This is a genomic window from Paraburkholderia ginsengiterrae, from assembly GCF_001645125.1.
Taxonomy (GTDB): Bacteria; Pseudomonadota; Gammaproteobacteria; order Burkholderiales; family Burkholderiaceae; genus Paraburkholderia; species Paraburkholderia ginsengiterrae.
Map to the genome: position 1 here is coordinate 1 of NZ_LXKA01000362.1, position 22,968 is coordinate 22,968.

A 22,968-nucleotide genomic window follows, 5' to 3' on the forward strand; every position below is an offset into this window, starting at 1 on the left:
GGTCGATCAGTTCCTTCGGAATGGACGGCAAGGCCGTCTGGGCCTTGGGCGCCGCTTTGGGTTTGCGTGGCATACATGCTCCTTGAGCTACATGTTATGCCTTGAACACAAAATTTATGACAGGCCCTGAGGATCGAACAGCGCGGTTTCCTGGCATTCCGCCAGACTCGCCTCTACCGTTGCCATCGACTTAAGCGCGCACTCAAGCGTCCGCTTCTGGCACTCGAAACTCCAATGCGGAACTTCGCGGGCCATGCCAGCCGCAACTGCACAATCAATCCCGCCCCTCCCTCGTTGACAAATACCTCGAGATCGACCGAGCTGACCTCACGAACGAAGTAACGCGCGCCCTGACTGCTCCTGTACGCCACCTAAGTCAGGGCGTGCAGGAACGAGAGATGACCCACGACTGCCCGTCCGCCAGCGGTCATGGTCGCCGCTGTATCCAGCAAACAATCTGCTCGCGGCTGGACCAGCACAAAAACCGGTGTTTCCCCGAAACAAGAAAGAATGCTAACGTTCCTGTCCCCAGGTTCTTTCGTGATGATCGCTCCCGTCAGCTAAGAATCAAACCCTGTGATTTTTCCGCTGGGGCGATCAGTTGTCGTAGACGAGTTTCTCGAAGCGGAGTCCATTTGACGCTTCCAGCTTGTTTGCGTGCACACTAATCGAACACCACATGGAGTTGGCAGGCCAAGTATCCGGTTTCTTGGTCGCGGACCTGTCCTCTTCATACGCAATCACAGTGCCATCGGTGGGATAGGCGCCGATATGCTCATCCATGAAAAATACTTCATGATTGAACTGATAAAAGCCATGCCCGAGATACCAGAAAGAGTCTTCTTTTTTGGCAAGCGGCTTGCCATTCAGATAGACAGTATCCCCTTTCTTCACCAGTGGGAAATACGATGAACCCACACGGTATTCGATTACAGTGTAATGGTTCTTTCGAACGTCTTCCCGAATCCGTGCTGTCAACTCTTCACTCATCATTTCCGTCGAGCCGAAATACGCAGATTCCATAAGCGGAGGCGTGCATGCAAACGCCGACTGGCTTGAAAGGACTCCAAAGCATACTGTTGCGATCCAATTCTTCATCTTCATAGTTTTCATTACCCTCAAAAAGATCATACCCTGTGATTATTGCTGCGCCGCAGGTATTCCGCCTTCATCGCCCGTTGATAGGCCTCCATGCGCTGCCACGCATCGGCAAACCGCACGTGCGGGCGATCACGGCGCGAACTGATTCGCCACGGTCTGCCCTGCATTTCGTACCAGCGCCACACAGCGGCTTCGCAGATTTGCTGTTCAGTGTCGGGGCAGGTTCCGTCAATCACGTCCTCGAAGTGCAGCGCATGGGCCACGCCATCCCGCCAGTGCCACCACAGGTCATCCGCGATCAATCCCACCGTGAAACCGAGCTGGATCAACGGGAATTGCACCCATCGCGGATCGCCGAGGTCCTGTGCCGCGAACCATCCCACCACGTTCGTGTAGACGGCCAGGATGAACATGGCAGCCCACAGGAACCGGATGAAGGGGGGAACCCGCAGGATGCGGTGACTGCGCAGTCGTCGTGGGATCACGACGAACTTCCATGAAGTACTCGCCAGCATTGATGCAGAAGCTGTTCGCGCCTGAAGTATCTCGCAGCGAAGAACCCGGCACTGCCGAGCACCGCGACCACAACGGATGCTGTATCAAGCCCGTTCCACCCCTGGGTGGTATCCAGCAGGCCGATTCCAAGCGCGAACAGGCAGACAAACAGCGCTTCGGCAAAGGGGACAATGGTGTAGCCATAGCTGTGCTTCCACGGCAGGTCCACCCCCTGCGGCTCCTTGATCGCCAGATTGAGCATTACGCCTTTCCCACCCGGCAGCGCCACAAGCTGCGCGCCCTGTCCGAACTGCACCATCCGCGCCGCCAGCGCATACACCAGCCACCGTGACGCCGCAGCCTGCGGACCGATGGCTGCGTCGAGTGCGTGTGTGGAAACCTTCAGGTCACTGTCCCTGACCGCACCCAGCGTCGCATGCTGCGCAAGGCCCTTGAGGCGGCTGTGCCAGAAGTTGCGGATGCGCTTCGACTCCACCTGTTCAGCCTTGAGTAGCTGGGTCAGCGCATCCTCCACCTGGTCGGCTTCTGTCTCGATCCCTCGCATCAGCCACGCCTGCCCCCGGAGCTTGTCGCGCTTTTCCCACATGAGCTGGTCCGAGCCGAGCAGCAGGGCAACCCCGAATTCCGAGTACTCCTGGGGAGCGCCGGGGCCGCCGTCGTTCAGGTGCCATGCGAGAACCAGCCTGTATCGCGGATCGGCGTCAGCCTGGAACCACTTCTCTGCGAACTTCGGCATGGTGTCGGGCTGCATGCGGACGATACGCGGAAATCCCGGCAGCTCCAGCTTCTTCCACACCTCGTTAATCACGTCGGACGAGTCATCCCGATCCCCCTGCATCATGAGCTGGAACGACTCGCTGCGCATGGCCTCCGCCAGCTTCGGGGCAAGGGGGCCAAGGAGCATCTCCAGCAGGAGGTGCAGCCTCAATTCGCTGCCGTCCAACTCCTGCAACGCCATCACCTTGCCAGGGTTCTCGGGCGGTGTGCCTTCGAGTGCCAGCATGCGCTCGGCAAGGTCCGGCTCGGGCGCGAGTACGACGCTATCGAGCACACCTACACCGGAACGGCTCGCGCCTATCGTATTGGGCTCCAACGGCTTCGCGATAGTCCATCTTTACCCTGTTGGCTACAGAGCCAGGCGTCATTCTCCAATGGTTGGGTGATTCATATGGAATCGTTTGTATCCGGGCGTTACTATCCCGATTTCCATTTGCATCCACCGGAAACAGGTCCATCGGAATCAACGCCACCCGAACCGTGCAGGTAACCGTCTTGTCCTGCTCGCTGTATGCAAATTCAAAATTCGAATTCCTTGAACCTCCGCCCTTAAACCAGATCGCTCCATCCTTGCTTTTCCATGGGGTTCGATCTTTCAGCCTGCCCCAATACGTCTTGGATTCGATATGCTGTGTGACATCAGCCTTGAGGTCCGCGCTTTTCCAGTCACAGGGAACGGCTTTTGCAAGCTTGATGGGATCAGGTGCAACGTAACTTTGCGTCTGATCGTCAGGGCCGTTTAGATTGACATTGACCTTCGGCACGCCCGAGTCCACATTCGACGGCTGTTTGTCAAACGGCGAGAAGTCGCTCATCTTTCCTTGGCCTGCTTCAGGTGCCGGGGCAGGTGCCACCGCTCCCGTGTTCGCCAGTCCTTCCCATTGCGCCGGGTCTGGTGCGGGTGCGGGCGTGACTTCCTTGATGAAGTTGGCATTGGTGCGCCACACTTCACAATCCGTCGTGAAGGGCACCATCTTCGGTGCGAACGCTGCCCCGCCCAGGTCCATCTGCGCCGGGCCAATCTTCTTCAGGCCAGTCGTCCTGAACACCGCGCCGCCACGCGAGCCGAACTCGATCCCGCCCGGTGCGATGCGGATATCCTTGCGCGACACCGGCCCTGAGGTCGAAACCAGTGCCCTGATCCTGTACGGCTGGCAGATTTCTTCCCGCACTTCCCATTCAACAACTGACACCAGGGGCATCGGTTGCGGCTTGTGTTCGCCCGCCGGTGCCCTGTCCCCTGGATAACGCCGGATAATCTCCATGTGGGCCGACTGCCGGCCTGTTATCAACCTTGCAACGCGATCAGATTCCGCCATAGTTGTCCGATTAATTCTGAGTCCTATTTATTCAGCATAAGAATGCGCACTTTTATTCATCTGCCCGGAGGCCAGTTTCGTAAACTAGCCGACGGCAAAGGACAGAAATCGCCAACGGCGTCGCATTGACGAAATTTGACAGACACGAGGCTCTGCTCCCGCCTGGCTCAGCGGGAGTCATGCGAGCGTCACGCCGCTAACGAGCGGGATTTGCTGCCGACCCGTTTGCGCCTGATCGGAAAAGACGACGGCATCTGCCGGGAACGGGCCAGACCTCAGCGACAAGTGACTTGCAAAAAATACGGCGACTGGAGTCACCTGAAACGTTCACGCAGTGAGATTGCTGCGGTGTCAGGGCCATCCCCGATAAACTGAATCACAAGACATAGCCAGGTAACCGCTCACGCTGCCCCCTGCCGTTGCCGCCCACAAACGAAAAAAGGCGACTGAAGTCGCCCCAGAGCCAGAAAACTGCGGTACCAGTTGTGAAGGAATACAACCTCAGCGCAATCACTCAGCAGATTGCGCAAAAGATCGATCGCGTTTCCGAAGATGATTGGCCGACTATTGCAGCAAAGGTAAGTCGCTTTGCGGCATGGGAATTTGAGGATTACAAGGCCTACAGCTGACAACCCGCGCTCTCTTGAGCGCGAGCTTCCCTGGGTTTTCACATGAAAGACGTCCGAGTTATCCCCAGATTTTGTTCAGAAGCCTGTGGATAACCTCCCCACAACCGCGCCAAGTCCTTGACGCAACGGCCTTCTTGCCCCCTGCGCGCAAAGAGCAACCGCCTTGCCTCGGCGGTTGCGCCAGCCGCCACCAACATCAAGCCGACTTCACCGCCGCGCGTCCACCCACGCGCATGAACGCGCTCCGTTCAACGATCGCGCCGAACAACAACCCGATCGTCGTCCACATGATCGCCTGCATGCCGATCGCCGCGACGCGGAATTTCCACAGCAGCACCGCCGGGAAAGCCGCCGGCACTTCGTTAATCGCCGGCATCGACAACTGCACCGCGGCGATGATCGCGACAAACACCAGTCCCCCCACGATCGAGCCGTTCCACGCGCCGAGTTTCAGCGCCGCACGTCGCCGCACCTTGAGCGAAAACACCGCCGCGGCCAGTGAGATCGCAATCATCAGGAAGAACAGGCCGGTACGCGTGCCGATCGTGTCAGGGTCGCCGACCGACGGCGGATTCGCCGGATACTTGAGATTCGGCACGATCACCAGCGCAATGAACGCGCCAAGCGCGAGCCACGCCGACAACGCACGCGCGCTCATGGCGCCCACCCGCCCATACGCGTACGCGAACACCAGCGCGAAAAGCCCGCCGAATGCCGCGCCATAGGTCACCACGCCGGTCAGCAAGCCAAGACCCGCTTGCGTTTCGCGGCTCACCAGTTCGGGTTCAGGTGCTTCCCCTTTCGCTGCGTCGGCCTTTTCTTCAAACGAGATCGCCTGATCGACCTGCGGCTCACCCGCCAGCCGGGCGAAACCGAACGTGAGGAGTCCCGCGGCGATGCCTGCAAGCATCCCGCGTACCAACAATTTACCTACCATCGTCTGCTCCGTTAGTGGCAGGGAAAGCCGAGCAGATGGCGGCCGTCATGCACGAATTCATGCACGTACATGCCGGGCACGAGCGACGTGGCGCCCTGTTCCGCCCCAACGAAGTAAAGCGCGAGCAACAGCAGCAAACCGCCGAACACGACCCAGGGCAGCAACTCGCGCAGCGGAATGGGTGTGGGTTGGGCGACGGGCTGACTAGCAGATTGAGAAGCGGGATCGAAAGCAGCTTCGGTCATGATGGACATCTCCTGGGGTAACGCGCCCCGATAGTCGATTACAAAGGAATGGTGCGAAGCTCAGGTCTGGCTTTCGGCTTGGATTGCCGATTACAGTGGCGCGACCGCGCCGGGCTCTCACCGGCTTCCTTGCTTCGCAGTTCCGCTATTCTACGCGCTAATCTTCGGCTCTCGGCAATGCGAAATGCGCGGCCGCCACGACCCTCGCAGCCACCCAGCCGCGCCACGCCGCGGCCTCACTGGACATGAACAGAATGGACACACGGCTGTTACTGGTCAGCCATGCTTCGACCGCGGCCCAGCGCACAGGCCGCTTTCCCGCCGACGATCCGCTCGACGCGCGCGGCCTCGCCGAAGCCCACGCCGCCCGCGCGCGTTTGGCGATGCCCGACGGCGCGGCGATCTTCGTCAGCCCGGCCGTCTGCGCGCGCGACACCGCGTTGGCGCTCGGCCTGTCCGCATCGATCGACGCCAACCTGGCGGATATGAACTATGGCAAGTGGCAAGGCCGGCGTCTCGCGGACCTCGCCGCCGAAGCGCCACAGGATCTCGCGGCATGGACGCGCGATCCCGACGCCGCACCGCACGGCGGCGAGTCGTTCAGTCAACTCGTGAAGCGGGTAGGCGCATGGCTCGACGCGTCAAACAGCACGACGAACCTGGCCGCAACCGTTAGCCAGCCACGCCATGTCGTGGCCGTCACGCACGCGCCAGTGCTTCGGGCTGCCATCGTCCATGCGCTCGGGGCGTCGCCCATGGTGTTTGCGCACATCGAGATCGCGCCGCTCTCGGTGATCGAGTTGCGGCACTCAGCGCGCGGCTGGACGTGGTGGCCAGCGCCGCACTAGTCATTAGCCATTAGCGGTCATGGCTCGCACCCCTTGGTGTCGAACATCGCCGCCAGCGCGCACGCCGAAGTCAGCATGCGCTCGCCATCATGCCCCACGCCCGGCACGACGTGAAAGCTCTGCATCAGAAGACCGTCCGGATGCCGTGACTGCATGTACCGGTAGTACGCCTGCGCGCGTGCGAGGCGTTGCGACCCTTGCGCTTCAGCCGCACAGGTTTTGTCGAGCACGCTCTGCTGCGGATCGACATCCGCTCCGCCCGCCAGGTAGTCGATCCGGCGCGCCGCATAAGTGGCTTCGAGTTGCGCGGGCGAACGGTCGTCGAGATACGGCGGCCGGTTGTCCATGCCGTATTTCCATTGATTGAAGCTCGGGCACTGTGCGGCGTCGAACGGTGCCGCGATGCCTTGGGCATTGGGCCGTTGCGCGTCGAAATACGCATACGTCGACGGGTTCGCCACCACGTAACGCACGTCGATACCCTCGCCAGTCAAAGCCGCGAGATCGCGTGCCGCAACGGCATAGCGCTGCACGACCTGGCCGCCGCCCGAATGTCCGGCGATCACCACGTGCCGCAGATTAGGAAACAGCTTGCGGTCGGCAAGGCGCGCAACGATCGCATCCAGCACCGCGTAGGAGCTGATCGGCAGCGGCCCGCGCGCCGCCTCGCCGCCCATCCATGCGTCGCCGCTCCAGCGCAGCAAATCGGCGGGTTCGTCGCGCGCGCTCAGGTCGAGCGTGGCGAGAAATTGCGGCGCGATCAGCAGCGTGGCGTCGGGGTCCGCGTGCGCCGCGTCGCGGGCCATCTGTGCGGTACGGAAGTACACGTCCGCGTTGCGCAGTCTGCCGTGCACCACGATCACCGCTCGCGTTACCTGCGGCTGCGGGACGCTCCAGTCTTTCGACAGGTACAGCGGGAACTCGGCCCGCCCTTGCGGCGTGTCGATGGTCAACCGCGCATCCGCGATCGTTGCCACAGGCTTCAGACGCGGCATGCCGGCGTCGTCCGCACGCGCGGGCTGCGCGAATGCCAGCAGCAGTGCCGCGCCGGCTGTGGCACACCGTGTCCAAAGACGTCCTGAACGAGTCGAAGTCATGCAGCATCCGCCTGATTACTGTGTACCGTCTTGAACGTAGCGCATCGTTCAATCCGTCGTTTGAATGTACAACCGCTCAACCGGACTATGGCGTCAACGTCACAAAAAATTCAGATTCGATAGTTTGCTAACGAATATTTAGCCAATACAATACCGCCCATGTCGAATCTCGATGCCCTGCGCCGCAATGTCAGCAGCACCCTGGTCGTCGCTGCCCGAAAATGGCGGCGCACGAGCCATGACGTGCTGGCGGCTTTCAACGTCTCCGAGGCGTGCGCCACGCCGCTTCTGACGGCCAGCCGGCTCGGCGCGGCCGTGCGCCAGGGCACGCTCGCCGACTACATTGGCATCGAAGGGCCCTCGCTCGTGCGGCTGCTCGATCAATTGTGCGCGGCGGGCCTGATGCGCCGCGACGAGGATCCCGACGACCGGCGCGCCAAGACCGTGGTGCTCACGGACGAAGGCCGCGCCGTCACCGCGAAAATGGAAGAAGAGCTGGTCACGCTGCGGGCGCAAGCTTTGAAAGGCGTTTCGCGCAGCGATCTCGAAGCGACCCTGCGCGTGCTGGCCGCTTTCACGGCGGACCCCGCCGCGCCGCAAGACAGCGGCGACCGGGCGTAGCGCTTCATGACCTATCCCACTCTTCGCGACTGGCTCTTCTCGGTCAAGACGTTCGCCGCGGCGATGATCGCGCTCTACATCGGCCTCGCGCTCGAACTGCCGCGGCCGTACTGGGCGATGGCGACGGTCTACATCGTCTCGAATCCGTTCGTCGGCGCGACCCGCTCGAAGGCGATCTATCGCGCGCTCGGCACCGCGCTTGGCGCCTCGGCGGCGGTGCTGCTGGTGCCGCCCTTCGTCGAATCGCCGTATCTGTTCAGCGTGGTCGTGGCCCTGTGGACCGGCACAATGCTGTATCTGGCCGTGTCCGACCGCACCGCGCGCAGCTACGTGTTCATGCTGGCCGGCTATACGATGCCGATCATCGCGCTGCCCTCGGTGACCAATCCGACCGGCGTGTTCGACCTCGCGATCAGCCGTACCGAGGAAATCACGCTCGGCATTGTCTGCGCGAGCATTGTCGGCGGTGCGCTGTTTCCGAGCCGGCTTGCGCCCACCATCATCGAGCGGACCGACGCATGGTTTCGCGACGCCGCGTTCTACGCGACCGAAACGCTGTCCGGACGTATTGCCGGCTCGGCCATTTCGGGCGCCAGACAGCGGATCGCGGCCACCATCAATGGCCTGGAATTGCTGCTAAGCCAGCTGGCCTACGATCACACCCGGCCCGACGTGGTGGCGCGCGCGCATGAACTGCGGGGACGCATGCAGTTGCTGTTGCCTATCATGTCGGCGCTCGCCGATCCGCTGATCGCGCTCTACAACAGCGGACGCCAGACCTGGCCCGAGGGGCTCGAAGCCCTGCTCGCCGATGTCATCAACTGGTTCAACGCGCCGCTGCCCGTAGTCAGCGAGGGCTATCACCCTGACCCGGCGGCCGACGCGTTGCGCGAGCGCATCGCGGCCATGCAGCCGCCAGCCGCCGCGCTCACGAACTGGGACAGTGCGCTGCTCTCGAACGCGCTCTGGCGTATGAAACAGGTGATCGACGTCTGGCAGGACTGCCGTTCGCTGCGCATCATCATCACGCGTGAAGAAGGCGCGTGGCGCCCGCGCTTCCGCCATTGGCGGCTGGGTGGCACGGAACGCTTTTACGATCGCGGCATCATGCTCTTCTCGACCGGTTCGGCTGCGGCGGCCGTCGTTCTCGCGTGCAGTTTGTGGATCAGCTCGGGCTGGAACGACGGCGCCAGCGCGGTCACGCTCGCGGCCGTGGCGTGCTGTTTCTTCGCCGCGCTCGACGAGCCCGCGCCGTTCGTGTTCCGCTTCTTCGTGGCAACCGCGATCAGCGTGGTCGCGGCCGGTGTCTATCTGTTCGCCGTGTTGCCGCACGTGCACGACTTTCCGATGCTGGTCATTCTGTTCGCCGCGCCGTTCATCTTCGTCGGCACGCTGATTCCGCGCCCGCAATTCAACCTTGCCACGGTGCTGGTCGCAGTGAACACGGCCACCTTCATCAGCATTCAGGACGCGTACGACGCCAACTTCCTGGTGTTCGCGAACAGCAATCTCGCGGGTCTCGCCGGCTTGCTGTACGCCTATCTGTGGACTCGCGTGACGCGCCCGTTCGGCGCAGAACTGGCAGCCGACCGACTATTGCGTTCGAGCTGGGCCGACGTGGTGCTCACGACATCGACGCAGCCGATCGAAGATCCGCGCAACCTTGCTGCGCGCATGGTCGACCGTCTGATGCAGTTGATCCCACGCCTCGCCGCCACCGACGACCATCGTCATCCTTCAATCGAAAGCGTCCGCGATTTACGCATTGCCTTCAACGCGATCGACTTGCGGCGCGCCGCGCGCACGCTCGGCGGCGAAGCGCCGGCCGCGATCGACCACGTGCTGGAAAACGTGCGTCATTACTACGAAAGCTGCGTCGACAGCCGCAAGCGCGAACCGGTGCCCGCTAGCCTGATGGCGTCGATCGATGCAGCCGTGGCGCGCGTCACCGCGCAGGGGCTCGCTAATGCGAGCGCGCCGGGCGCGACCTCGCCTAGCTCGGCGCGCCGGTTGCGCGACGCGCTGCATGCGCTGGTCGGCTTGCGTCTTTCGCTGTTTCCGGCCACGCTCATGACGCCCACGCCGCCCGAACCGGAGGCCGCTGCCTGATGCGCCCGCTCCGCAACCCGCTCCATCTTCTTGCCCTGTTCCCGCGATGATCGGTGAAATCGATATCTTCGGCGTGTTCGTGCCGGCCGTGCTCGTGCTGATGTTGATCGCGTATCTGATCAACCTGGCCGTCCGCACGGTGCTGGATCGCGTGGGTTTTTACCGCTTCGTCTGGCATCGCTCCATATTCGATCTCGGCATCTATGTGCTGGTGCTGGGCCTTGTCGCCGTCGTTTCGCACAGACTAACAACGTGAAAAAAACCTGGTTCTCCGTCGGTCAGATCCTGCTGACCCTGATCGTCGTCGCGGCCGCGGCTCTCGTGCTGTGGAAGCTGGTCGACTACTACATGTTCGCGCCATGGACCCGCGACGGACACGTACGCGCCGACGTGATCCAGGTCGCGCCGGATATCTCGGGGCTAATCTCATCGGTCGAGGTGGTGGACAACCAGCAGGTCAAGCAAGGCCAGGTGCTGTTCGTGATCGATCAGGCACGCTACACGCTCGCGCTGCGCCAGGCCGAGGCCACCGCGCAACAACGCCGCGCCACGCTCGACCAGGCACGCCGCGAGGACGTGCGCAACCGCAAACTCGGCAACCTCGTCGCGGCCGAAGTCGGAGAAGAAAGCCGCTCGCGTGTCGAACAGGGCGAAGCCGCGCTTGCCGATGCGAACGTGGCCATCGACACCGCGAAGCTCAATCTGCAGCGCGCCACCATTGTGAGTCCGGTGGACGGCTATCTGAACGACCGCGCACCGCGCGCCGGCGAATTCGTCGCGGCGGGACGGGCCGTGGTCGCCGTGGTGGACATGCATTCGTTCCGCGTCGACGGGTATTTCGAGGAAACCAAGCTGCGTGGCATCGACATCGGCCAGCCGGTCGATATCAAGGTGATGGGCGAACCGAACGTATTGCGTGGTCACGTACAAAGCATCGTCGCCGGCATTGAAGACCGTGACCGCTCGCAAAGCTCGAATTTGCTGCCGAACGTGAACCCAGCCTTCAGCTGGGTGCGGCTCGCGCAACGGATTCCGGTGCGCGTGGCGCTCGACGAAGTCCCCGCCGATTTCCGCATGATCGCGGGACGCACCGCGACGGTGTCGGTGCGCGATCTGTCACCCACCGCGAGGAAGCATCCGGATGCGAGAGCATCGGGTACGGTGGAGGCGTCGGCTGCCTCCGCGGCTGCCTCGGCGACCCGGCCGGCGTCTGCCGCGGCCATCTCGGGCGCCTCGCAATGAAGCTGCCGCGCGCCCTGCCCTTATTGCCGCTGTTGCCGCTTTTGCCATTGGCGCTCGCGCTCGACGGCTGCATGAATGTCGGACCCAACTATGCGCTGCCGCAGCAGGCGCTCGTCAACGCGCCGCTTGCCAATGCGCCGATCGAAGGCGCCGATACGCCGCTGACGACGCGCCAGAACGTGCCGGCCGTATGGTGGAAACTGTACGACGATCCCGTGCTGAACGGTCTCGTCGACGAGGCGTTGCAGTCGAATACCGACCTGCGCGTGGCGGCGGCGAATCTCGCGCGCTCGCGTGAAGCGCTGGGCGTTGCACAAGCGCAAGGTGGCTTTTCCGGCAAGAGCTCCGTGCTGCTCGAACGCGCGCAGGAATCCGCCGAGCAATACCTGCTCACGCAGAAACTGCCGGTCGTCAATGAAGGCGACATCGGCATCAGCATCTCGTACGAAATCGATCTGTTCGGCAAGCTGAGGCGCGGCGTGGAGGCGGCGCAAGCCGACACCGAATCGGTGCAGGCCGCGGCCGATCTCGCGCGGATCACTGTGGTGGCGGACGTGGTTCGCTCGTACGTCGAGCAATGTTCGGCGGCCGAGGAACTGCGCATTGCGCAGCAGTCGCTGGCTTTGCAGAAAGAGCGGGTGGACGTGTCGCGCCGTTTGCGCGATGCGGGCCGTGGCAATCAGACCGAGGTCACGCGCGGCCAGACCCAGGTCAATACGTTGTCCGCGGATATTCCACGCTACACGGCGCGCCGCAAAATCGCACAGTATCGGCTCGCCGCGCTGCTCACGCGCGCGCCGTCCGACCTGCCGCCGGCCGTGCTGGCTTGCGACAGGCTGCCGCAAATCCGTCAGCCCATTCCGGTCGGCGACGGCGCCGCGTTGCTCAAGCGCCGCCCGGACGTGCGCGAAGCCGAACGTCAACTGGCCGCTTCCACTGCACGTATCGGCGTCGCCACCGGCGCGCTGTATCCGACCGTGAGCATCGGCGCCTCGGCGGGTTTGACCGGTGTTCTCGAAGACCTGGGCACGTCGCCGACCGCGCGCTGGGGTTTCGGCCCCCTGATCAGTTGGACCTTTCCAACGAACGGCGCACGTGGCCGCGTGCGCGAAGCGCAAGCGTCGAGCCAGGTGGCGCTCGCGAAGTTCGACGGCGTGGTGCTGACCGCGCTGCGCGAGACCGAGACCAGTCTGGCCACCTATGCATCGGACTACGCACGCGCGGATGCTTTGCACGCCGCGGTCAAGTCGGCGGCGCAATCGGCGGATGAAACGCATCGGCTGTATGTCGCCGGGCGCGAGTCGTTCATCTCGGATCTGGATGCGACGCGCACGCTGACCTCCACGAAGTCTCAGGAAGCGGCTGCGGAAGGCCAGGTGGCGATCGATCAGGTCAATCTGTTCCTCGCGCTTGGCGGCGGGTGGGAGACTGGCGAGCAGAGCGCGCCGGGCGGCTCGGCATCGGCAGCGGATACGCCAGTCAAGGCGGTCACGCCGTCGCCTGCGAAAGCACAGTAAGCGACCAAAGCACCTTGGGTGCTCCAGGTGCCCAATGGCCCCTGAGCACCTGTCCACCTGCCGGCCTGTCTACCCCACCGGGCCAACCCCGCGCTCACATGTGCGCACGTTCCGCACATCCGCCCGCAACTCGCGCGCAATCTGCTCAACCGCCTCATGAGGACGCGCTTTGCCGCACATGAAAATATCGAGCGCGGCAAAGCGATGCTCGGGCCACGTGTGGATGGTGATATGCGATTCCGCGAGCAGCACGACGCCGGTCACGCCATGCTCGCCGCCAAAGCGATGAAAGTGCGCCGACAGCACGCAAGCACCTGCCTCCCTGGCCGCCTTCACGAGAATCGCCTCGAGCGCCGCGGCGTCGCGCAACAGGTCGGCTGCGATACCGCCGAGATCGGCCAGCACATGGGTACCGCTGGCATCTCGCGGCGCGAGCACGGGCGAAGGCATGGCCGCGCTCATTTGTGCGTCCCATACGACGAATAACCGCTGCGCGCGGACGTTCCGCCATAACCGCCGCCACCGTCACGGGTCATCGACGTGCAACTGAACATGACAATCACCACGAGCGCGTACAGCACGTATAAAAACTGTCTCACGCTCACCTCGGCTCTTCGTGGAAGGCGCGCCAGATCCACTCCGGCGCCCACAAGGCCACCATGCCGACGATCACCAGCACAGTCGCGCCGTCGAACTCGAACAGCTTCTCGAAGTTGATGAGCACCATCGCAAACGTGGCGATCCACGGCCACGGACCGAAGGCGGTGGTCGTCAAGCCCTCTTTCGCCCGCTCCGGGCCACCACTGCCGGCCGACGCCGCGGCGCGCCGGTTCGCCGTCTCAACCGACAATTCGGGCACGCCGAATCGCTCGGCGATCTTGCTATTGCCAAGCGGCCTCGCGCGCGACCAGACGATCTCACTGGCCGTGGTTTCGCGCGTCATCTTGAAGTCGCGCCACGTGAAATCGGTGATCGACGTTTTATCACCCACCTGGACGCGCCAGTTGAACGCGCCGGCCACGTACATGACTTCCGCGTCGTAGCGCTCGTGTTCGCGATACGTCTTGCCGCCTTCGAGCACCTGGCCGTCCTGACCGATCATCGGCCAGCTGCTCAATACATCGACGCGCTCCCAACTGCCTTCGCTATGCACGAGCCACAGGAAGCCGCGTTCGAGGTTGTGCAGCAGATACTCGTCCCAGCTCGACTCCCCGTCCGGTGTACGGCAGCGCATCAGCCCGAGCACCGTGTACTTCGCGCCGTCGAAGGTCGCGCTCGACCCGAGCTGCAGCGCGGTTTCGATCGCTTCGACCTCGCGCTTCTTCGAGAACAGGGTGGCCAGTTCCGTGCTGCAATCCACACCGGCATGGCACGAGCCGCAGATCACATAGTTCGCCACGCCGACCGGGCAATCGAGCGACGCGCCGCAACTCGGACATGTGAACGCGCTCAGTTCGCCGCGGTAGCGCCCCGCCGACTCACGTATATCCGCCTCGTCGCGCAGCCCCTGGCATGCGAGCGTGCCCAGCTCCACCGATTCGCCCGCATACACGACCGGCTTGCCGGCATACTGGTCGGCATCGGAATAGTCGAGCGTGACGAACTTGTCCTCGTAGCGAAAATCTGCAACGCGCGCCTGCCAGCCGTCGCCCACACGAAACGGCAACTCGCCCTCGCCACCGACGCATTGCGCCGTGCGGATATCCGAAGCGAGATAACGCAGGCCGCGAAACTCGAAGGGCACGCCCGGGCTTAACCTGTCGAACAGCGGCAATTCATTGCCCTTGCCGTCGAGGTCCTGCAGCGTGGTGACCGCGTATTGGCCAGATGCATCGGAGAGCCAACCGAACGTGCCGTCCTCAAAAACGGCGTACCACTCGGACCAGTAGCCCGCGTCGTAACGCAATTGAATGCGGCCGAGCAGCGTGAATCGACGCGCCTCATTCCGGCCAGTCGCGCCGAGCTGCAGTGGCGAATAGTCCTCGAATACCGTGGACATCTCGCCGATCCGTTCGACAGCTTCGCCACGCTTGAGCAGCGTGCTGCGGCACGATCCGCACACGGCCATGACGGCCGCGGCGGAGCGGAATTCGAGCGGTGCGCCGCATTGTGGACACGAAGTGCTGAACATCGAGTGCGTTTATTTATTTTGTCAGCTTCGCGAGGATCTCGGCTTTCGCCTTCGCATAGTCGTCGTCGGTGACGAGGCCCTTGTCCAGCAGGGTCTTGAGTTGCTGCAGGCGCTCGACATAGTCGTTCGGCGCCGAGGGCGCGGTCGGCGGCGTGGCTGGCGCCGCGGTCTGATTCAGCGCGCCCGTCATGGTTTGCGCAATCGCGGCGCCGGCCGCGAGGCCCGCGCCGACACCGGCGACGCCACCCGCGTTCTGCGCGGCGAGCGGGATCGATTGAGCGGCCTGGTACTGCGCGAACTTGTTCAGATCCCCGCTCACGCCGACGCTGATGCGCGCGTCGAGCGCCTTTTGCAGCGCGTCCGGCAAGGACACGCTTTGCACCGTGAACGAATCGAGCGCCACGCCATATCGCGTGAACTCCGGCGCGAGCGCCTGGCCGATACGCTGCGACAACACCGCCTGATTCGCAGCCATGTCGACAAACGCGACATCGGCGGTACCGAACGCCACGCTCATCGCGGTGACGACGACGTTGCGCAGCTGCTGCTCGAGATCGTCGACGGTATAGATGCCACGCGTGCCGCTGATCTCGCGATGAAACGCCGGCACGTCCACCACGCGGTACGAATAGATGCCGAACGCGCGCACCTGCACCAAGCCGAATTCACGGTCGCGGATCGTGACCGGTTGCGGCGTGCCCCAGCGGCGCCCGAGCTGCAAACGCGTGCTGAAGAAGTACACATCCGACTTGAAGGGCGACTGGAACAGCTTGTCCCAATTGCGCAAACTGGTCAGCACCGGCAGCGTGCGCGTGGTCAAGGTATAAAGGCCTGGACCGAACACATCGGCAATGCGCCCTTCGTTGACGAACAGTGCCATTTGCGATTCGCGCACCGTCAATTGACCGCCGTACTGGATTTCCTGGTCTTCCATTGGATAACGCCAGGCCAATACACCGTCACCCTCTTCCGTCCATTGCAGGACGTCGACAAATTGCTTGCGAATAAACGAACCGAAACTCATCGTGTACTCCTCGCGCGAGGCGCCCGCTTTTCAGGCATTAACGTGAACGTGCGTGAGACGTCAATCAGCGTCAATCAGGTCAGACAGGCCGCGTTGATAATGCCGACCACCAGCGAAGCCGTCCCCATCAAACCGCCCATTGCCGTATTACGCGTTTCAATGGCGTGATTCATGCCGGGCAAAAGACGCGTGAGCACTGCGTAAGTGACCAACTGCACGACCATCGCGCCGAATGCCCAGATTAGCACCAGCATGAGCGTGGAGTTGTGGGCGATGCTCGAGGCGAGCGTCAGGCAGAAACCGATCAGCGCACCGGCAAAGGAAAGCAGCGCGGCGACGTTGCCTTCGCGGATCGAGGCAATTTCGTCGAACGGTGTGACCTTGAGGTAAACTGCCGCGAAGCAGAGGATCAGCACAAACGCCGACAGTAAATGAATCCCATAAGAAAAGGCATCACCCATTTATTCCCCCGGATTGTGTCTGCCGAGCGTGCCGTCATTCATCACGGTTCCGCTTGCCATGATTATGCAGGCAGCACCGCGCGACGGTTCACCGAAGTCGCCGCCAGTATATCCAGATCGGACCGGAGTGCCCAGCGCGATGCTTAAACACAATCGCATGCTGATTCTCTCCGTATTGGTCGTCGCATCATGCGGATTGGGTTACGAACTGATTAGCAGTACCTTGTCCAGCTATTTGCTTGGCGATTCGGTACTGCAGTTCTCGTCGGTAATCGGCTGCTATCTGTTTGCCATGGGTGTCGGCTCGTGGCTCGCCAAATTCATCGACGACGACGACGTGCTCGACCGCTTCGTCGATATCGAATTGCTGATCGGGCTGATCGGCGGTGTGTCGGCGGCCATGCTGTTCGGCGTGTTCGCGTGGCTGTCCACGCCGTTTCGCGCGGCGCTCTACGCGGTAGTGCTGGTGCTCGGCGCATTGGTCGGCATGGAGATTCCGCTGGTAATGCGCGCGTTCCAGCAGCGCCGCCAGGCGTTCCGCCATACCGTGAGCGATGTCCTGAGCTTCGACTATCTTGGCTCGCTGGCGGTCTCGCTGCTGTTTCCGCTGGTGCTCGCACCGCGTCTCGGCCTGCTGCGCACCGGCTTCCTGTTCGGCATTCTCAACGCGATGGTTGCGCTCTGGACCACGCACACGTTCCGCGCCGAGATCGGCAACGTGCCGGCCAAGCTGGCGCGCGCGGCGCTCGTCATCAGCCTGCTCGGCGCCGGCTTCCTGCTGTCCGGGCGCCTTACGCATTGGGCCGAGCATGGCCTGTACGGCGATGAGACGATCTTCTCCGAAACCACGCCATACCAGCGCATCGTGCTCACGCAATGGCACGACGACATGCGCCTGTACCTGAACGGCAATCTGCAATTTTCTTCGCGCGACGAGCACCGTTATCACGAAGCGCTGATTCACCCTACACTCGAAGCGCTGCCGTGGGCGAAGCACGTTCTCGTGCTCGGCGGCGGCGACGGTCTCGCGGTGCGTGAGATTCTCAAGCATCGCAACATCGAAACGGTGACGCTGGTCGATCTCGATCCTGCCATGACGCGGCTCTTTTCGAATTCCGCGCCGCTCGTCAAACTCAATCAAGGTTCGCTGAAAGACCCGCGCGTGCACGTCATTAACGACGACGCCGTGCGCTGGCTCGAATCCAACGCCGAGGTCTTCGACGCGATCGTGGTGGACTTTCCCGATCCGACCAACTTCGGCCTGGGCCGTTTGTACTCGGTGCCGGTGTACCGCATGCTGTCGCGGCATCTGTCGGAAAACGGCTATGCGGTGATCCAGTCCACCTCGCCGTATTTCGCGCCGCATGCGTACTGGACCATCGTCGATACGTTGCGCGAAGCGGGCTTCAATACGTGGCCGTATCACTGCTATGTGCCTTCGTTCGGCGACTGGGGCTTCGTGATCGCCGGCAAGCGCCGCGACTACACGATCCCCACGCAATACGCCGAGCCCATGCGCTGGCTCGACGCGCAAACCGCCGCCGACATGTTTCACTTTCCCGCCGACATGCCCGCCTTGCCGATGCCGCCGAACCAGTTGAACGACCAGCCGCTCGTGCGCCTGTTCGACGACGACTGGAAGCACGTGCTGCGCTGATGGACCGCCGCACTTTCCTCCTCGCCGGCGCGGCGGCGTCGCGTGCCGGTTGCGGCCGCACCGGCTGGATCGAGACGACGCCGGTGATCGACAGCCCCGGCATGCGCGAGGGCCACGCGCTGCGCGACCACCGCAGCCTGCCGCCGCCTTCCGGCACGATCGAGACCGATATCGCGATTCTCGGCGCGGGCGCGGCGGGTTTGTCGTGTGCGTGGCAACTCGCACGCGCGGGGCACAAGGACTTCGCCGTGCTTGCAGGCCCCGAATTCGGCGGCAACGCGGCGGGCGGACAGTACGGCGATCTCGGCTATCCGAAGGGCGCGCACTATTTGCCCTTACCGTCGATGGAATCGACGCACTTGCGCGACATGCTCGCCGACCTCGGCGTGATCGAAGCCGATCCGTTCACCGCTCGGCCGGTGTTCGACGAGCGCGTGCTGGTGCATGCGCCAGATGAACGCCTGCTGATCGACGGTCAATGGCAAGACGGTCTCGTGCCGACGCTTGGCGTGAGTCAGGCGGAACTCGCGCAGCAGCAGCGGTTTTTCGCCTACACCGACGCGTTACGCACCGCTTTCGGCAACGACGGCCGAAAGGTGTTCTGCATTCCCGTGGCGCAATCGTCTCAAGATTCGCATTGGCGGGCGCTGGATAAACGCTCGTTCAAACAGTGGTTACTGGACGAAGGCTACAACGCACCGTCATTGCACTGGTATCTGAACTACGCCTGCCGCGACGATTTCGGTGCCGGTTATGAACACGTATCCGCGTGGGCCGGCTTGCATTACTTCTCGGCGCGCGCCGGCCATGCACGCAATGCCGAAGATGGCGCGGTGCTGACGTGGCCCGACGGGCTGCATAGTATGGTCACCAAACTGAGCGCGTCGATCACGCAACGGGCCAACGGACGCGCATGGTCCTTGCCGGGCTTTGCGGCGCGCATCGACGAAAAAGCCGGTAGTGTCGAAGTATTGTGCGTGCGCCTCGACAATCGGAATACGCCCACCACGTTCGTGCTGAAAGCGCGCCGCGTGGTGTGCGCGATGCCGCTCTTCGTCGCTCAGCATGTGATGCCGCAAATGGCCGCCTACGGTTTCAAGGTGCCGCGCGATCTGCCGCCGCGCGCTCCGTGGCTTGTGTCCAACTTTCTGATGGACGGCATGCCGCCTGAAGCGCACGGCGTGCCGCTCGCCTGGGACAATGTCGTCTATCGCGGCGAAGGCCTCGGTTATGTGGTCTCGACGCATCAACTGATTCGTCTGTCGCCGCCGCAGCGCTCGGTGTTTTCCGCTTATCAGGCGCTCGACCTCAAGACGCCCGACGACACGCTCCGCTGGCTCGCCGCCGCGCATCCCGACGACCTGCGCGAGCAGGCGGCGATCGATCTGGTACCCGCCTATGGCCGCGATCTGTGGCGCCACGCGGCGGCGCTGGAGATCACCGTCCGCGGTCATGCCATGGCTACTCCGGATGTCGGTTTCCTGAGCCGTCCGGGCTTGCTCGCTTTGCGCGACGCGGATGGCCCTATCCTGTTCGCGCATGCCGACTTGTCAGGCATGTCACTGTTCGAGGAAGCATCTTATTGGGGTGTGCTGGCAGCTAACCGCGCGATGCGGTGACATCCGGAAAGCTTACGAATTATTTTTGACAATCTTTCTTTTACCTTTCATTTCGGGTTAAATACGAGCCACCAACCACTCGTTACGGGGTCACGTATGTCGGAATTCATGAAAGGCGCTGCCACGCTAGGCGGCTGCATCGGCATTTTTACGGCCGTCGTGGCCATGGTGGAAATGCTGGCGGGGTGAGCCCGCGCGGCAAGCTCTTGCGGTAGGGCGAGACGCGGCAGCGGCGCTAGGCTGACCGGCGTTTCGCCGCTGCCTGGTGGATCGCCGCCCGCACGCGCGGATAGGTGCCGCAACGGCATACGATATGGCTCATCGCGCTGTCGATGTCGGCGTCAGTAGGATTGGGCGTGTGCTTGAGCAGCGCGCAGGCGGCCATCAGTTGCGCGCTTTGACAATAGCCGCACTGCACCACGTCGAGGTCGATCCACGCCGCCTTCAGTGCTTGCGCTTCCGGGCCCTGCACGCCTTCAATGGTCGTGATCTTCTGCGTGTGCAGGCTCGACATAAGCGTCTGACAAGAGAGCGTGGCAGCGCCGTCCAGATGGACCGTGCACGCGCCGCAAATCCCCACGCCGCAACCGAACTTGGTGCCGGTCATGCCGAGTTCGCAGCGCAGCACCCACAGCAGCGGCATATCCGGCTCGGCTTGCACCGTCACCGCCCGGCCGTTGATGTTCAGCGATCCCATCGCATTCCCCTTAGTCTTTGCATCCCGCGTGCTTCACGTGATCTTCAGCGGCAGCGAGCGCAAGCGCTGGCCGGTTAGCGCGAACAGCGCATTGGCCACCGCCGGCGCAATCGGCGGCACACCCGGTTCGCCCACGCCTTGCGGATGCATCCCGCTCGGCATGATGTCCGTGTCGATCACCGGGCAATCGTTGATCCGCACGACCGGGAAGTCCACGAAGTTCTGCTGCTGCACCTGACCGTTGACCAAGGTGATCTCGTCCTCCAACGCGGCGGAAAGGCCGAACACGATGGCACTCTCCATCTGCTGCCGGATCAGATTCGGATTCACCGGCAAGCCGCAATCGATCACGCAGACCACGCGATGCACGCGAATGCGCTTGTCCGGCCCGAGCGACACCTCCGCCACCTGCGCCACGACGCTGCCAAACGCCTCGTGCAGCGCAACGCCACGCGCGCGCGGCGCGCCGTCGGCGGCATGGGCCAACGGCCGTCCCCAGTCCGACAAAACCGCGACGCGCTTTAACACCGCCAGATGCCGCGGATGCTGCACGAGCAGCGCGGCGCGAAACGCAATCGGGTCACTACCGGTGGCGGCCGCGAGTTCATCAGTGAAGCACTCGGTGAAAAACGCCTGATGCGAATGCCCGACCGAGCGCCAGAAGCCAACCGGCACCGGCAATTCGACGATCGTGTGCGCCACGCGCGCGGCAGGCCATTCGTATGCCTGATCGAATGCGCCTTCACAGGTGGTTTTGTCGAGCGGAATACGCGGCACTCCGTAGTAACGCGCGAGCGCTCCCGGCACGATCGCCTGGCTCGCCGACGTTGCGTGCCACGCGACCAGCTTGCCGTCGTTGTCGAAACCGGCCTTGAGCCGCGACACGCACGCTGGTCGATAGAAGTCGTGCGTGAAATCCTGCGCCCGCGACCAGATGGTTTGCACCGGATGGCCGCCGGCCTCGCGCGCGATCGCCGCCGCCTGTGCGATGAAGTCGAGATCCAGCCGCCGCCCAAATGCGCCGCCAGGCAGCAGCGTTTGCACGTCCACTTTGTCGGCATCGAGGTCCAGCACTTTCGCCACGTGGTGCCGCGCGAGCATGGGTATTTGCGTGGCGACCCAGACCGTGGCTGCCCCGTCCGCGACTTGCACGGTGCAATTGAGCGGTTCGAGTGCGCCGTGCGCGAGATACGGCGCGCGATACTCGGCGCTGATGGTGCGTGCCGCGCCGGCTAACGCGGCTTCGGCATCGCCCAGCTTGTAGTAGGCGTGACCGCTGCTGTCGTCCAGTGCTTGCGCGAGGCGCCGGTTCACATCGGCGTTTGACAGCTTTGCCGCCGGTCCGTCGTTCCATTCCACCTTGATGGCGGCGACGGCGTTCATCGCGCGAAACGCGTTGTTTGCAATCACTGCGACGCCGCCGGTGCCACCGTTGTAGGGCGCCACGACGAACGCCTTGATGAAGCCCGGCATCTTCTGCGCGGAGCTTGCGTCGAAATGCGCGACCGTGCCGCCGATCGTCGGACACATCACGACGCTGGCATATTGCAGGCCGTCTGGCAGCGCATCGATGCCGAAGCGGGCCGTGCCGTTGATCTTCGAGGCGGTCTCGAGGCGGCGCAGCGGTTTGCCGATGAGCTTGAAATCGGCGGGATCTTTCAGCGTGACCCGGTTCGGCAGCGCCTGCTGCGCGGCCAGCGACGACAACTCGCCGAAGCTCGCTTCATGGCCGGACGGATGCAACACGCGCCCCTTCTCGGCTCGGCATTCGCCGGCCGCCACATGCCATTGCGCGGCCGCCGCGCCGATCAGCATCGCGCGCGCACTGGCGCCGGCTTCGCGCATCGGCAGCCAAAGATCGTTAATGCTCGACGAACCGCCGGTCATCATCGTGCCGGCTTCGCGCGCCAGTTTGCGGGTGATCCACGCGGTGGCGCGCTTCACGGCGCTGTCGTCGTCGGGGCGAAACGGCAAGTCGTCGACGACGTTCTGCACGCTGTTGTAGATCTTGTCGATCGGCGAGTCCTCGACTCTCACCTGCGACCAGTCGGCGTCCAGTTCTTCAGCAAGCAGCATCGCGAGACCGGTGTGGATGCCCTGTCCCATTTCCGCCCTGCACATCACGATCGTCACGCTGTTGTCGGCGGCGATCTTGACCCAGCCGTTGAACGCCACCTGCGTGCCTTGCGCCGGCAGCGGCGAAGAAGGCATCAGACGCTGACGCGGCGGCAGCACCGACCAGCCGACCAGCAGCACGCCGACCGCGCCGGCGCCGCCGAGCAGGAAGGTTCTGCGCTTCAACATGACTGGGCTCGATCAGCTTGCACGATGGCTGGGAAGCTGTGAAGGCGCGCGTCGGCGCCGGGGCGTGGTTTCCTCGGAATAGTAATAAGACGGGGGAGCGGATGGGGGACTTAAATG

At 63.2% G+C, this 22,968-nt stretch carries 23 protein-coding genes and 1 riboswitch; of the genes, 9 read left to right on the forward strand and 14 right to left on the reverse strand.

Annotation, left to right across the window (positions count from 1 at the left end; translation table 11 throughout):
• Nucleotides 1–597: 597 nt before the first annotated feature.
• The 4 genes from A6V37_RS33900 to A6V37_RS33915 form a co-directional block, all read right to left on the reverse strand.
• Nucleotides 598–1,104: a hypothetical protein gene (locus tag A6V37_RS33900; protein WP_157447923.1), complete on the reverse strand. Its 507-nt coding sequence runs from the start codon at nt 1,102–1,104 to the stop codon at nt 598–600.
• Nucleotides 1,105–1,127: 23 nt separating this feature from the next.
• Nucleotides 1,128–1,514, reverse strand: coding sequence for a hypothetical protein (locus tag A6V37_RS33905; RefSeq protein ID WP_064270792.1), 387 nt, complete (start codon nt 1,512–1,514; stop codon nt 1,128–1,130).
• A gap of 68 nt (nt 1,515–1,582) precedes the next feature.
• Nucleotides 1,583–2,668: a hypothetical protein gene (locus tag A6V37_RS33910; protein ID WP_064270793.1), complete on the reverse strand. Its 1,086-nt coding sequence runs from the start codon at nt 2,666–2,668 to the stop codon at nt 1,583–1,585.
• Nucleotides 2,658–3,659 (reverse strand): hypothetical protein, encoded by a 1,002-nt coding sequence (locus tag A6V37_RS33915; protein WP_064270794.1) that lies wholly within the window; start codon nt 3,657–3,659, stop codon nt 2,658–2,660. Before A6V37_RS33915 ends, A6V37_RS33910 begins: the two co-directional genes overlap by 11 nt.
• Nucleotides 3,660–4,198: 539 nt before the next feature.
• Between A6V37_RS33915 and A6V37_RS40250 the strand changes: the two genes are divergently transcribed.
• Nucleotides 4,199–4,342, forward strand: coding sequence for an Imm8 family immunity protein (locus A6V37_RS40250; protein WP_165614476.1), 144 nt, complete (start codon nt 4,199–4,201; stop codon nt 4,340–4,342).
• Between the two features lie 196 nt (nt 4,343–4,538).
• Here the strand turns inward: A6V37_RS40250 and A6V37_RS33920 are convergent, their stop codons facing one another.
• Together A6V37_RS33920 and A6V37_RS33925 are read right to left on the reverse strand one after the other, a co-directional pair.
• On the reverse strand, nt 4,539–5,279 hold the full coding sequence (locus A6V37_RS33920; RefSeq protein WP_064270795.1) for a CbtA family protein: 741 nt from the start codon (nt 5,277–5,279) through the stop codon (nt 4,539–4,541).
• An 11-nt stretch (nt 5,280–5,290) separates the two neighbouring features.
• On the reverse strand, nt 5,291–5,524 hold the full coding sequence (locus tag A6V37_RS33925; protein ID WP_064270796.1) for a CbtB domain-containing protein: 234 nt from the start codon (nt 5,522–5,524) through the stop codon (nt 5,291–5,293).
• A 2-nt stretch (nt 5,525–5,526) separates the two neighbouring features.
• Nucleotides 5,527–5,681: riboswitch (adenosylcobalamin (AdoCbl) riboswitch) on the reverse strand.
• Between the two features lie 97 nt (nt 5,682–5,778).
• On the opposite strand from A6V37_RS33925, the gene A6V37_RS33930 reads away from it, so the two are divergent.
• Nucleotides 5,779–6,372 carry a histidine phosphatase family protein gene (locus A6V37_RS33930; protein ID WP_064270811.1) on the forward strand — a complete coding sequence of 198 codons (594 nt, stop codon included), beginning with the start codon at nt 5,779–5,781 and terminating at the stop codon, nt 6,370–6,372.
• Nucleotides 6,373–6,389: 17 nt separating this feature from the next.
• On the opposite strand, the gene A6V37_RS33935 is transcribed toward A6V37_RS33930, so the two are convergent.
• Complete coding sequence (locus A6V37_RS33935) at nt 6,390–7,469, reverse strand: hypothetical protein (RefSeq protein WP_064270797.1); 1,080 nt, start codon at nt 7,467–7,469, stop codon at nt 6,390–6,392.
• Between the two features lie 159 nt (nt 7,470–7,628).
• Between A6V37_RS33935 and A6V37_RS33940 the strand changes: the two genes are divergently transcribed.
• The 5 genes from A6V37_RS33940 to A6V37_RS33960 are packed head-to-tail and all read left to right on the forward strand — an operon-like array spanning nt 7,629 to nt 12,958.
• Nucleotides 7,629–8,090 (forward strand): MarR family winged helix-turn-helix transcriptional regulator, encoded by a 462-nt coding sequence (locus A6V37_RS33940; RefSeq protein WP_064270798.1) that lies wholly within the window; start codon nt 7,629–7,631, stop codon nt 8,088–8,090.
• Between the two features lie 6 nt (nt 8,091–8,096).
• Nucleotides 8,097–10,199, forward strand: coding sequence for an FUSC family protein (locus A6V37_RS33945; protein ID WP_064270799.1), 2,103 nt, complete (start codon nt 8,097–8,099; stop codon nt 10,197–10,199).
• A 46-nt stretch (nt 10,200–10,245) separates the two neighbouring features.
• Nucleotides 10,246–10,455 carry a DUF1656 domain-containing protein gene (locus tag A6V37_RS33950; RefSeq protein ID WP_064270800.1) on the forward strand — a complete coding sequence of 70 codons (210 nt, stop codon included), beginning with the start codon at nt 10,246–10,248 and terminating at the stop codon, nt 10,453–10,455.
• The gene (locus tag A6V37_RS33955) at nt 10,452–11,441 is read left to right on the forward strand and encodes an efflux RND transporter periplasmic adaptor subunit (protein ID WP_064270801.1); all 990 of its coding nucleotides are present in this window, start codon (nt 10,452–10,454) and stop codon (nt 11,439–11,441) included. Before A6V37_RS33950 ends, A6V37_RS33955 begins: the two co-directional genes overlap by 4 nt.
• On the forward strand, nt 11,438–12,958 hold the full coding sequence (locus tag A6V37_RS33960; RefSeq protein WP_064270802.1) for an efflux transporter outer membrane subunit: 1,521 nt from the start codon (nt 11,438–11,440) through the stop codon (nt 12,956–12,958). Before A6V37_RS33955 ends, A6V37_RS33960 begins: the two co-directional genes overlap by 4 nt.
• Nucleotides 12,959–13,027: 69 nt before the next feature.
• On the opposite strand, the gene speD is transcribed toward A6V37_RS33960, so the two are convergent.
• The 5 genes from speD to A6V37_RS33980 all read right to left on the reverse strand — a co-directional run bounded on the left by speD (nt 13,028) and on the right by A6V37_RS33980 (nt 16,574).
• Entirely contained in the window at nt 13,028–13,408 is a 381-nt protein-coding gene (gene speD, locus A6V37_RS33965) for an adenosylmethionine decarboxylase (protein WP_064270803.1), read from the reverse strand.
• Between the two features lie 8 nt (nt 13,409–13,416).
• The gene (locus A6V37_RS41605; RefSeq protein ID WP_165614477.1) at nt 13,417–13,557 is read right to left on the reverse strand and encodes a hypothetical protein; all 141 of its coding nucleotides are present in this window, start codon (nt 13,555–13,557) and stop codon (nt 13,417–13,419) included.
• 2 nt (nt 13,558–13,559) lie between these two features.
• Entirely contained in the window at nt 13,560–15,089 is a 1,530-nt protein-coding gene (locus A6V37_RS33970) for a DUF4178 domain-containing protein (RefSeq protein ID WP_064270804.1), read from the reverse strand.
• 13 nt (nt 15,090–15,102) lie between these two features.
• Nucleotides 15,103–16,113 (reverse strand): SPFH domain-containing protein, encoded by a 1,011-nt coding sequence (locus A6V37_RS33975; protein ID WP_064270805.1) that lies wholly within the window; start codon nt 16,111–16,113, stop codon nt 15,103–15,105.
• A gap of 74 nt (nt 16,114–16,187) precedes the next feature.
• Nucleotides 16,188–16,574: a DUF350 domain-containing protein gene (locus A6V37_RS33980; RefSeq protein WP_064270806.1), complete on the reverse strand. Its 387-nt coding sequence runs from the start codon at nt 16,572–16,574 to the stop codon at nt 16,188–16,190.
• A 139-nt stretch (nt 16,575–16,713) separates the two neighbouring features.
• Between A6V37_RS33980 and A6V37_RS33985 the strand changes: the two genes are divergently transcribed.
• Together A6V37_RS33985 and A6V37_RS33990 are read left to right on the forward strand one after the other, a co-directional pair.
• Nucleotides 16,714–18,231, forward strand: coding sequence for a polyamine aminopropyltransferase (locus A6V37_RS33985; RefSeq protein WP_064286803.1), 1,518 nt, complete (start codon nt 16,714–16,716; stop codon nt 18,229–18,231).
• On the forward strand, nt 18,231–19,850 hold the full coding sequence (locus A6V37_RS33990; RefSeq protein ID WP_064286804.1) for an NAD(P)-binding protein: 1,620 nt from the start codon (nt 18,231–18,233) through the stop codon (nt 19,848–19,850). The genes A6V37_RS33985 and A6V37_RS33990 overlap by 1 nt, the downstream gene beginning before the upstream one ends.
• A gap of 235 nt (nt 19,851–20,085) precedes the next feature.
• On the opposite strand, the gene A6V37_RS33995 is transcribed toward A6V37_RS33990, so the two are convergent.
• Nucleotides 20,086–20,547 (reverse strand): (2Fe-2S)-binding protein, encoded by a 462-nt coding sequence (locus A6V37_RS33995; RefSeq protein ID WP_064270809.1) that lies wholly within the window; start codon nt 20,545–20,547, stop codon nt 20,086–20,088.
• A 33-nt stretch (nt 20,548–20,580) separates the two neighbouring features.
• A complete protein-coding gene (locus tag A6V37_RS34000; protein ID WP_064270810.1) occupies nt 20,581–22,851 on the reverse strand; it encodes a xanthine dehydrogenase family protein molybdopterin-binding subunit in 2,271 nt (756 codons plus the stop codon).
• Between the last annotated feature and the right edge of the window lie 117 nt (nt 22,852–22,968).

Coding starts and splice junctions, on each gene's coding strand:
- A6V37_RS33900 (WP_157447923.1), bottom strand. CDS start 1,104: ATGAAGATGAAGAATTGGATCGCAACAGTATGCTTTGGAGTCCTTTCA.
- A6V37_RS33905 (WP_064270792.1), bottom strand. CDS start 1,514: ATGTTCATCCTGGCCGTCTACACGAACGTGGTGGGATGGTTCGCGGCA.
- A6V37_RS33915 (WP_064270794.1), bottom strand. CDS start 3,659: ATGGAGATTATCCGGCGTTATCCAGGGGACAGGGCACCGGCGGGCGAA.
- A6V37_RS33920 (WP_064270795.1), bottom strand. CDS start 5,279: ATGGTAGGTAAATTGTTGGTACGCGGGATGCTTGCAGGCATCGCCGCG.
- A6V37_RS33925 (WP_064270796.1), bottom strand. CDS start 5,524: ATGACCGAAGCTGCTTTCGATCCCGCTTCTCAATCTGCTAGTCAGCCC.
- A6V37_RS33930 (WP_064270811.1), top strand. CDS start 5,779: ATGGACACACGGCTGTTACTGGTCAGCCATGCTTCGACCGCGGCCCAG.
- A6V37_RS33935 (WP_064270797.1), bottom strand. CDS start 7,469: ATGACTTCGACTCGTTCAGGACGTCTTTGGACACGGTGTGCCACAGCC.
- A6V37_RS33940 (WP_064270798.1), top strand. CDS start 7,629: ATGTCGAATCTCGATGCCCTGCGCCGCAATGTCAGCAGCACCCTGGTC.
- A6V37_RS33945 (WP_064270799.1), top strand. CDS start 8,097: ATGACCTATCCCACTCTTCGCGACTGGCTCTTCTCGGTCAAGACGTTC.
- A6V37_RS33950 (WP_064270800.1), top strand. CDS start 10,246: ATGATCGGTGAAATCGATATCTTCGGCGTGTTCGTGCCGGCCGTGCTC.
- A6V37_RS33960 (WP_064270802.1), top strand. CDS start 11,438: ATGAAGCTGCCGCGCGCCCTGCCCTTATTGCCGCTGTTGCCGCTTTTG.
- speD (WP_064270803.1), bottom strand. CDS start 13,408: ATGCCTTCGCCCGTGCTCGCGCCGCGAGATGCCAGCGGTACCCATGTG.
- A6V37_RS33970 (WP_064270804.1), bottom strand. CDS start 15,089: ATGTTCAGCACTTCGTGTCCACAATGCGGCGCACCGCTCGAATTCCGC.
- A6V37_RS33975 (WP_064270805.1), bottom strand. CDS start 16,113: ATGAGTTTCGGTTCGTTTATTCGCAAGCAATTTGTCGACGTCCTGCAA.
- A6V37_RS33980 (WP_064270806.1), bottom strand. CDS start 16,574: ATGGGTGATGCCTTTTCTTATGGGATTCATTTACTGTCGGCGTTTGTG.
- A6V37_RS33985 (WP_064286803.1), top strand. CDS start 16,714: ATGCTTAAACACAATCGCATGCTGATTCTCTCCGTATTGGTCGTCGCA.
- A6V37_RS33990 (WP_064286804.1), top strand. CDS start 18,231: ATGGACCGCCGCACTTTCCTCCTCGCCGGCGCGGCGGCGTCGCGTGCC.
- A6V37_RS33995 (WP_064270809.1), bottom strand. CDS start 20,547: ATGGGATCGCTGAACATCAACGGCCGGGCGGTGACGGTGCAAGCCGAG.
- A6V37_RS34000 (WP_064270810.1), bottom strand. CDS start 22,851: ATGTTGAAGCGCAGAACCTTCCTGCTCGGCGGCGCCGGCGCGGTCGGC.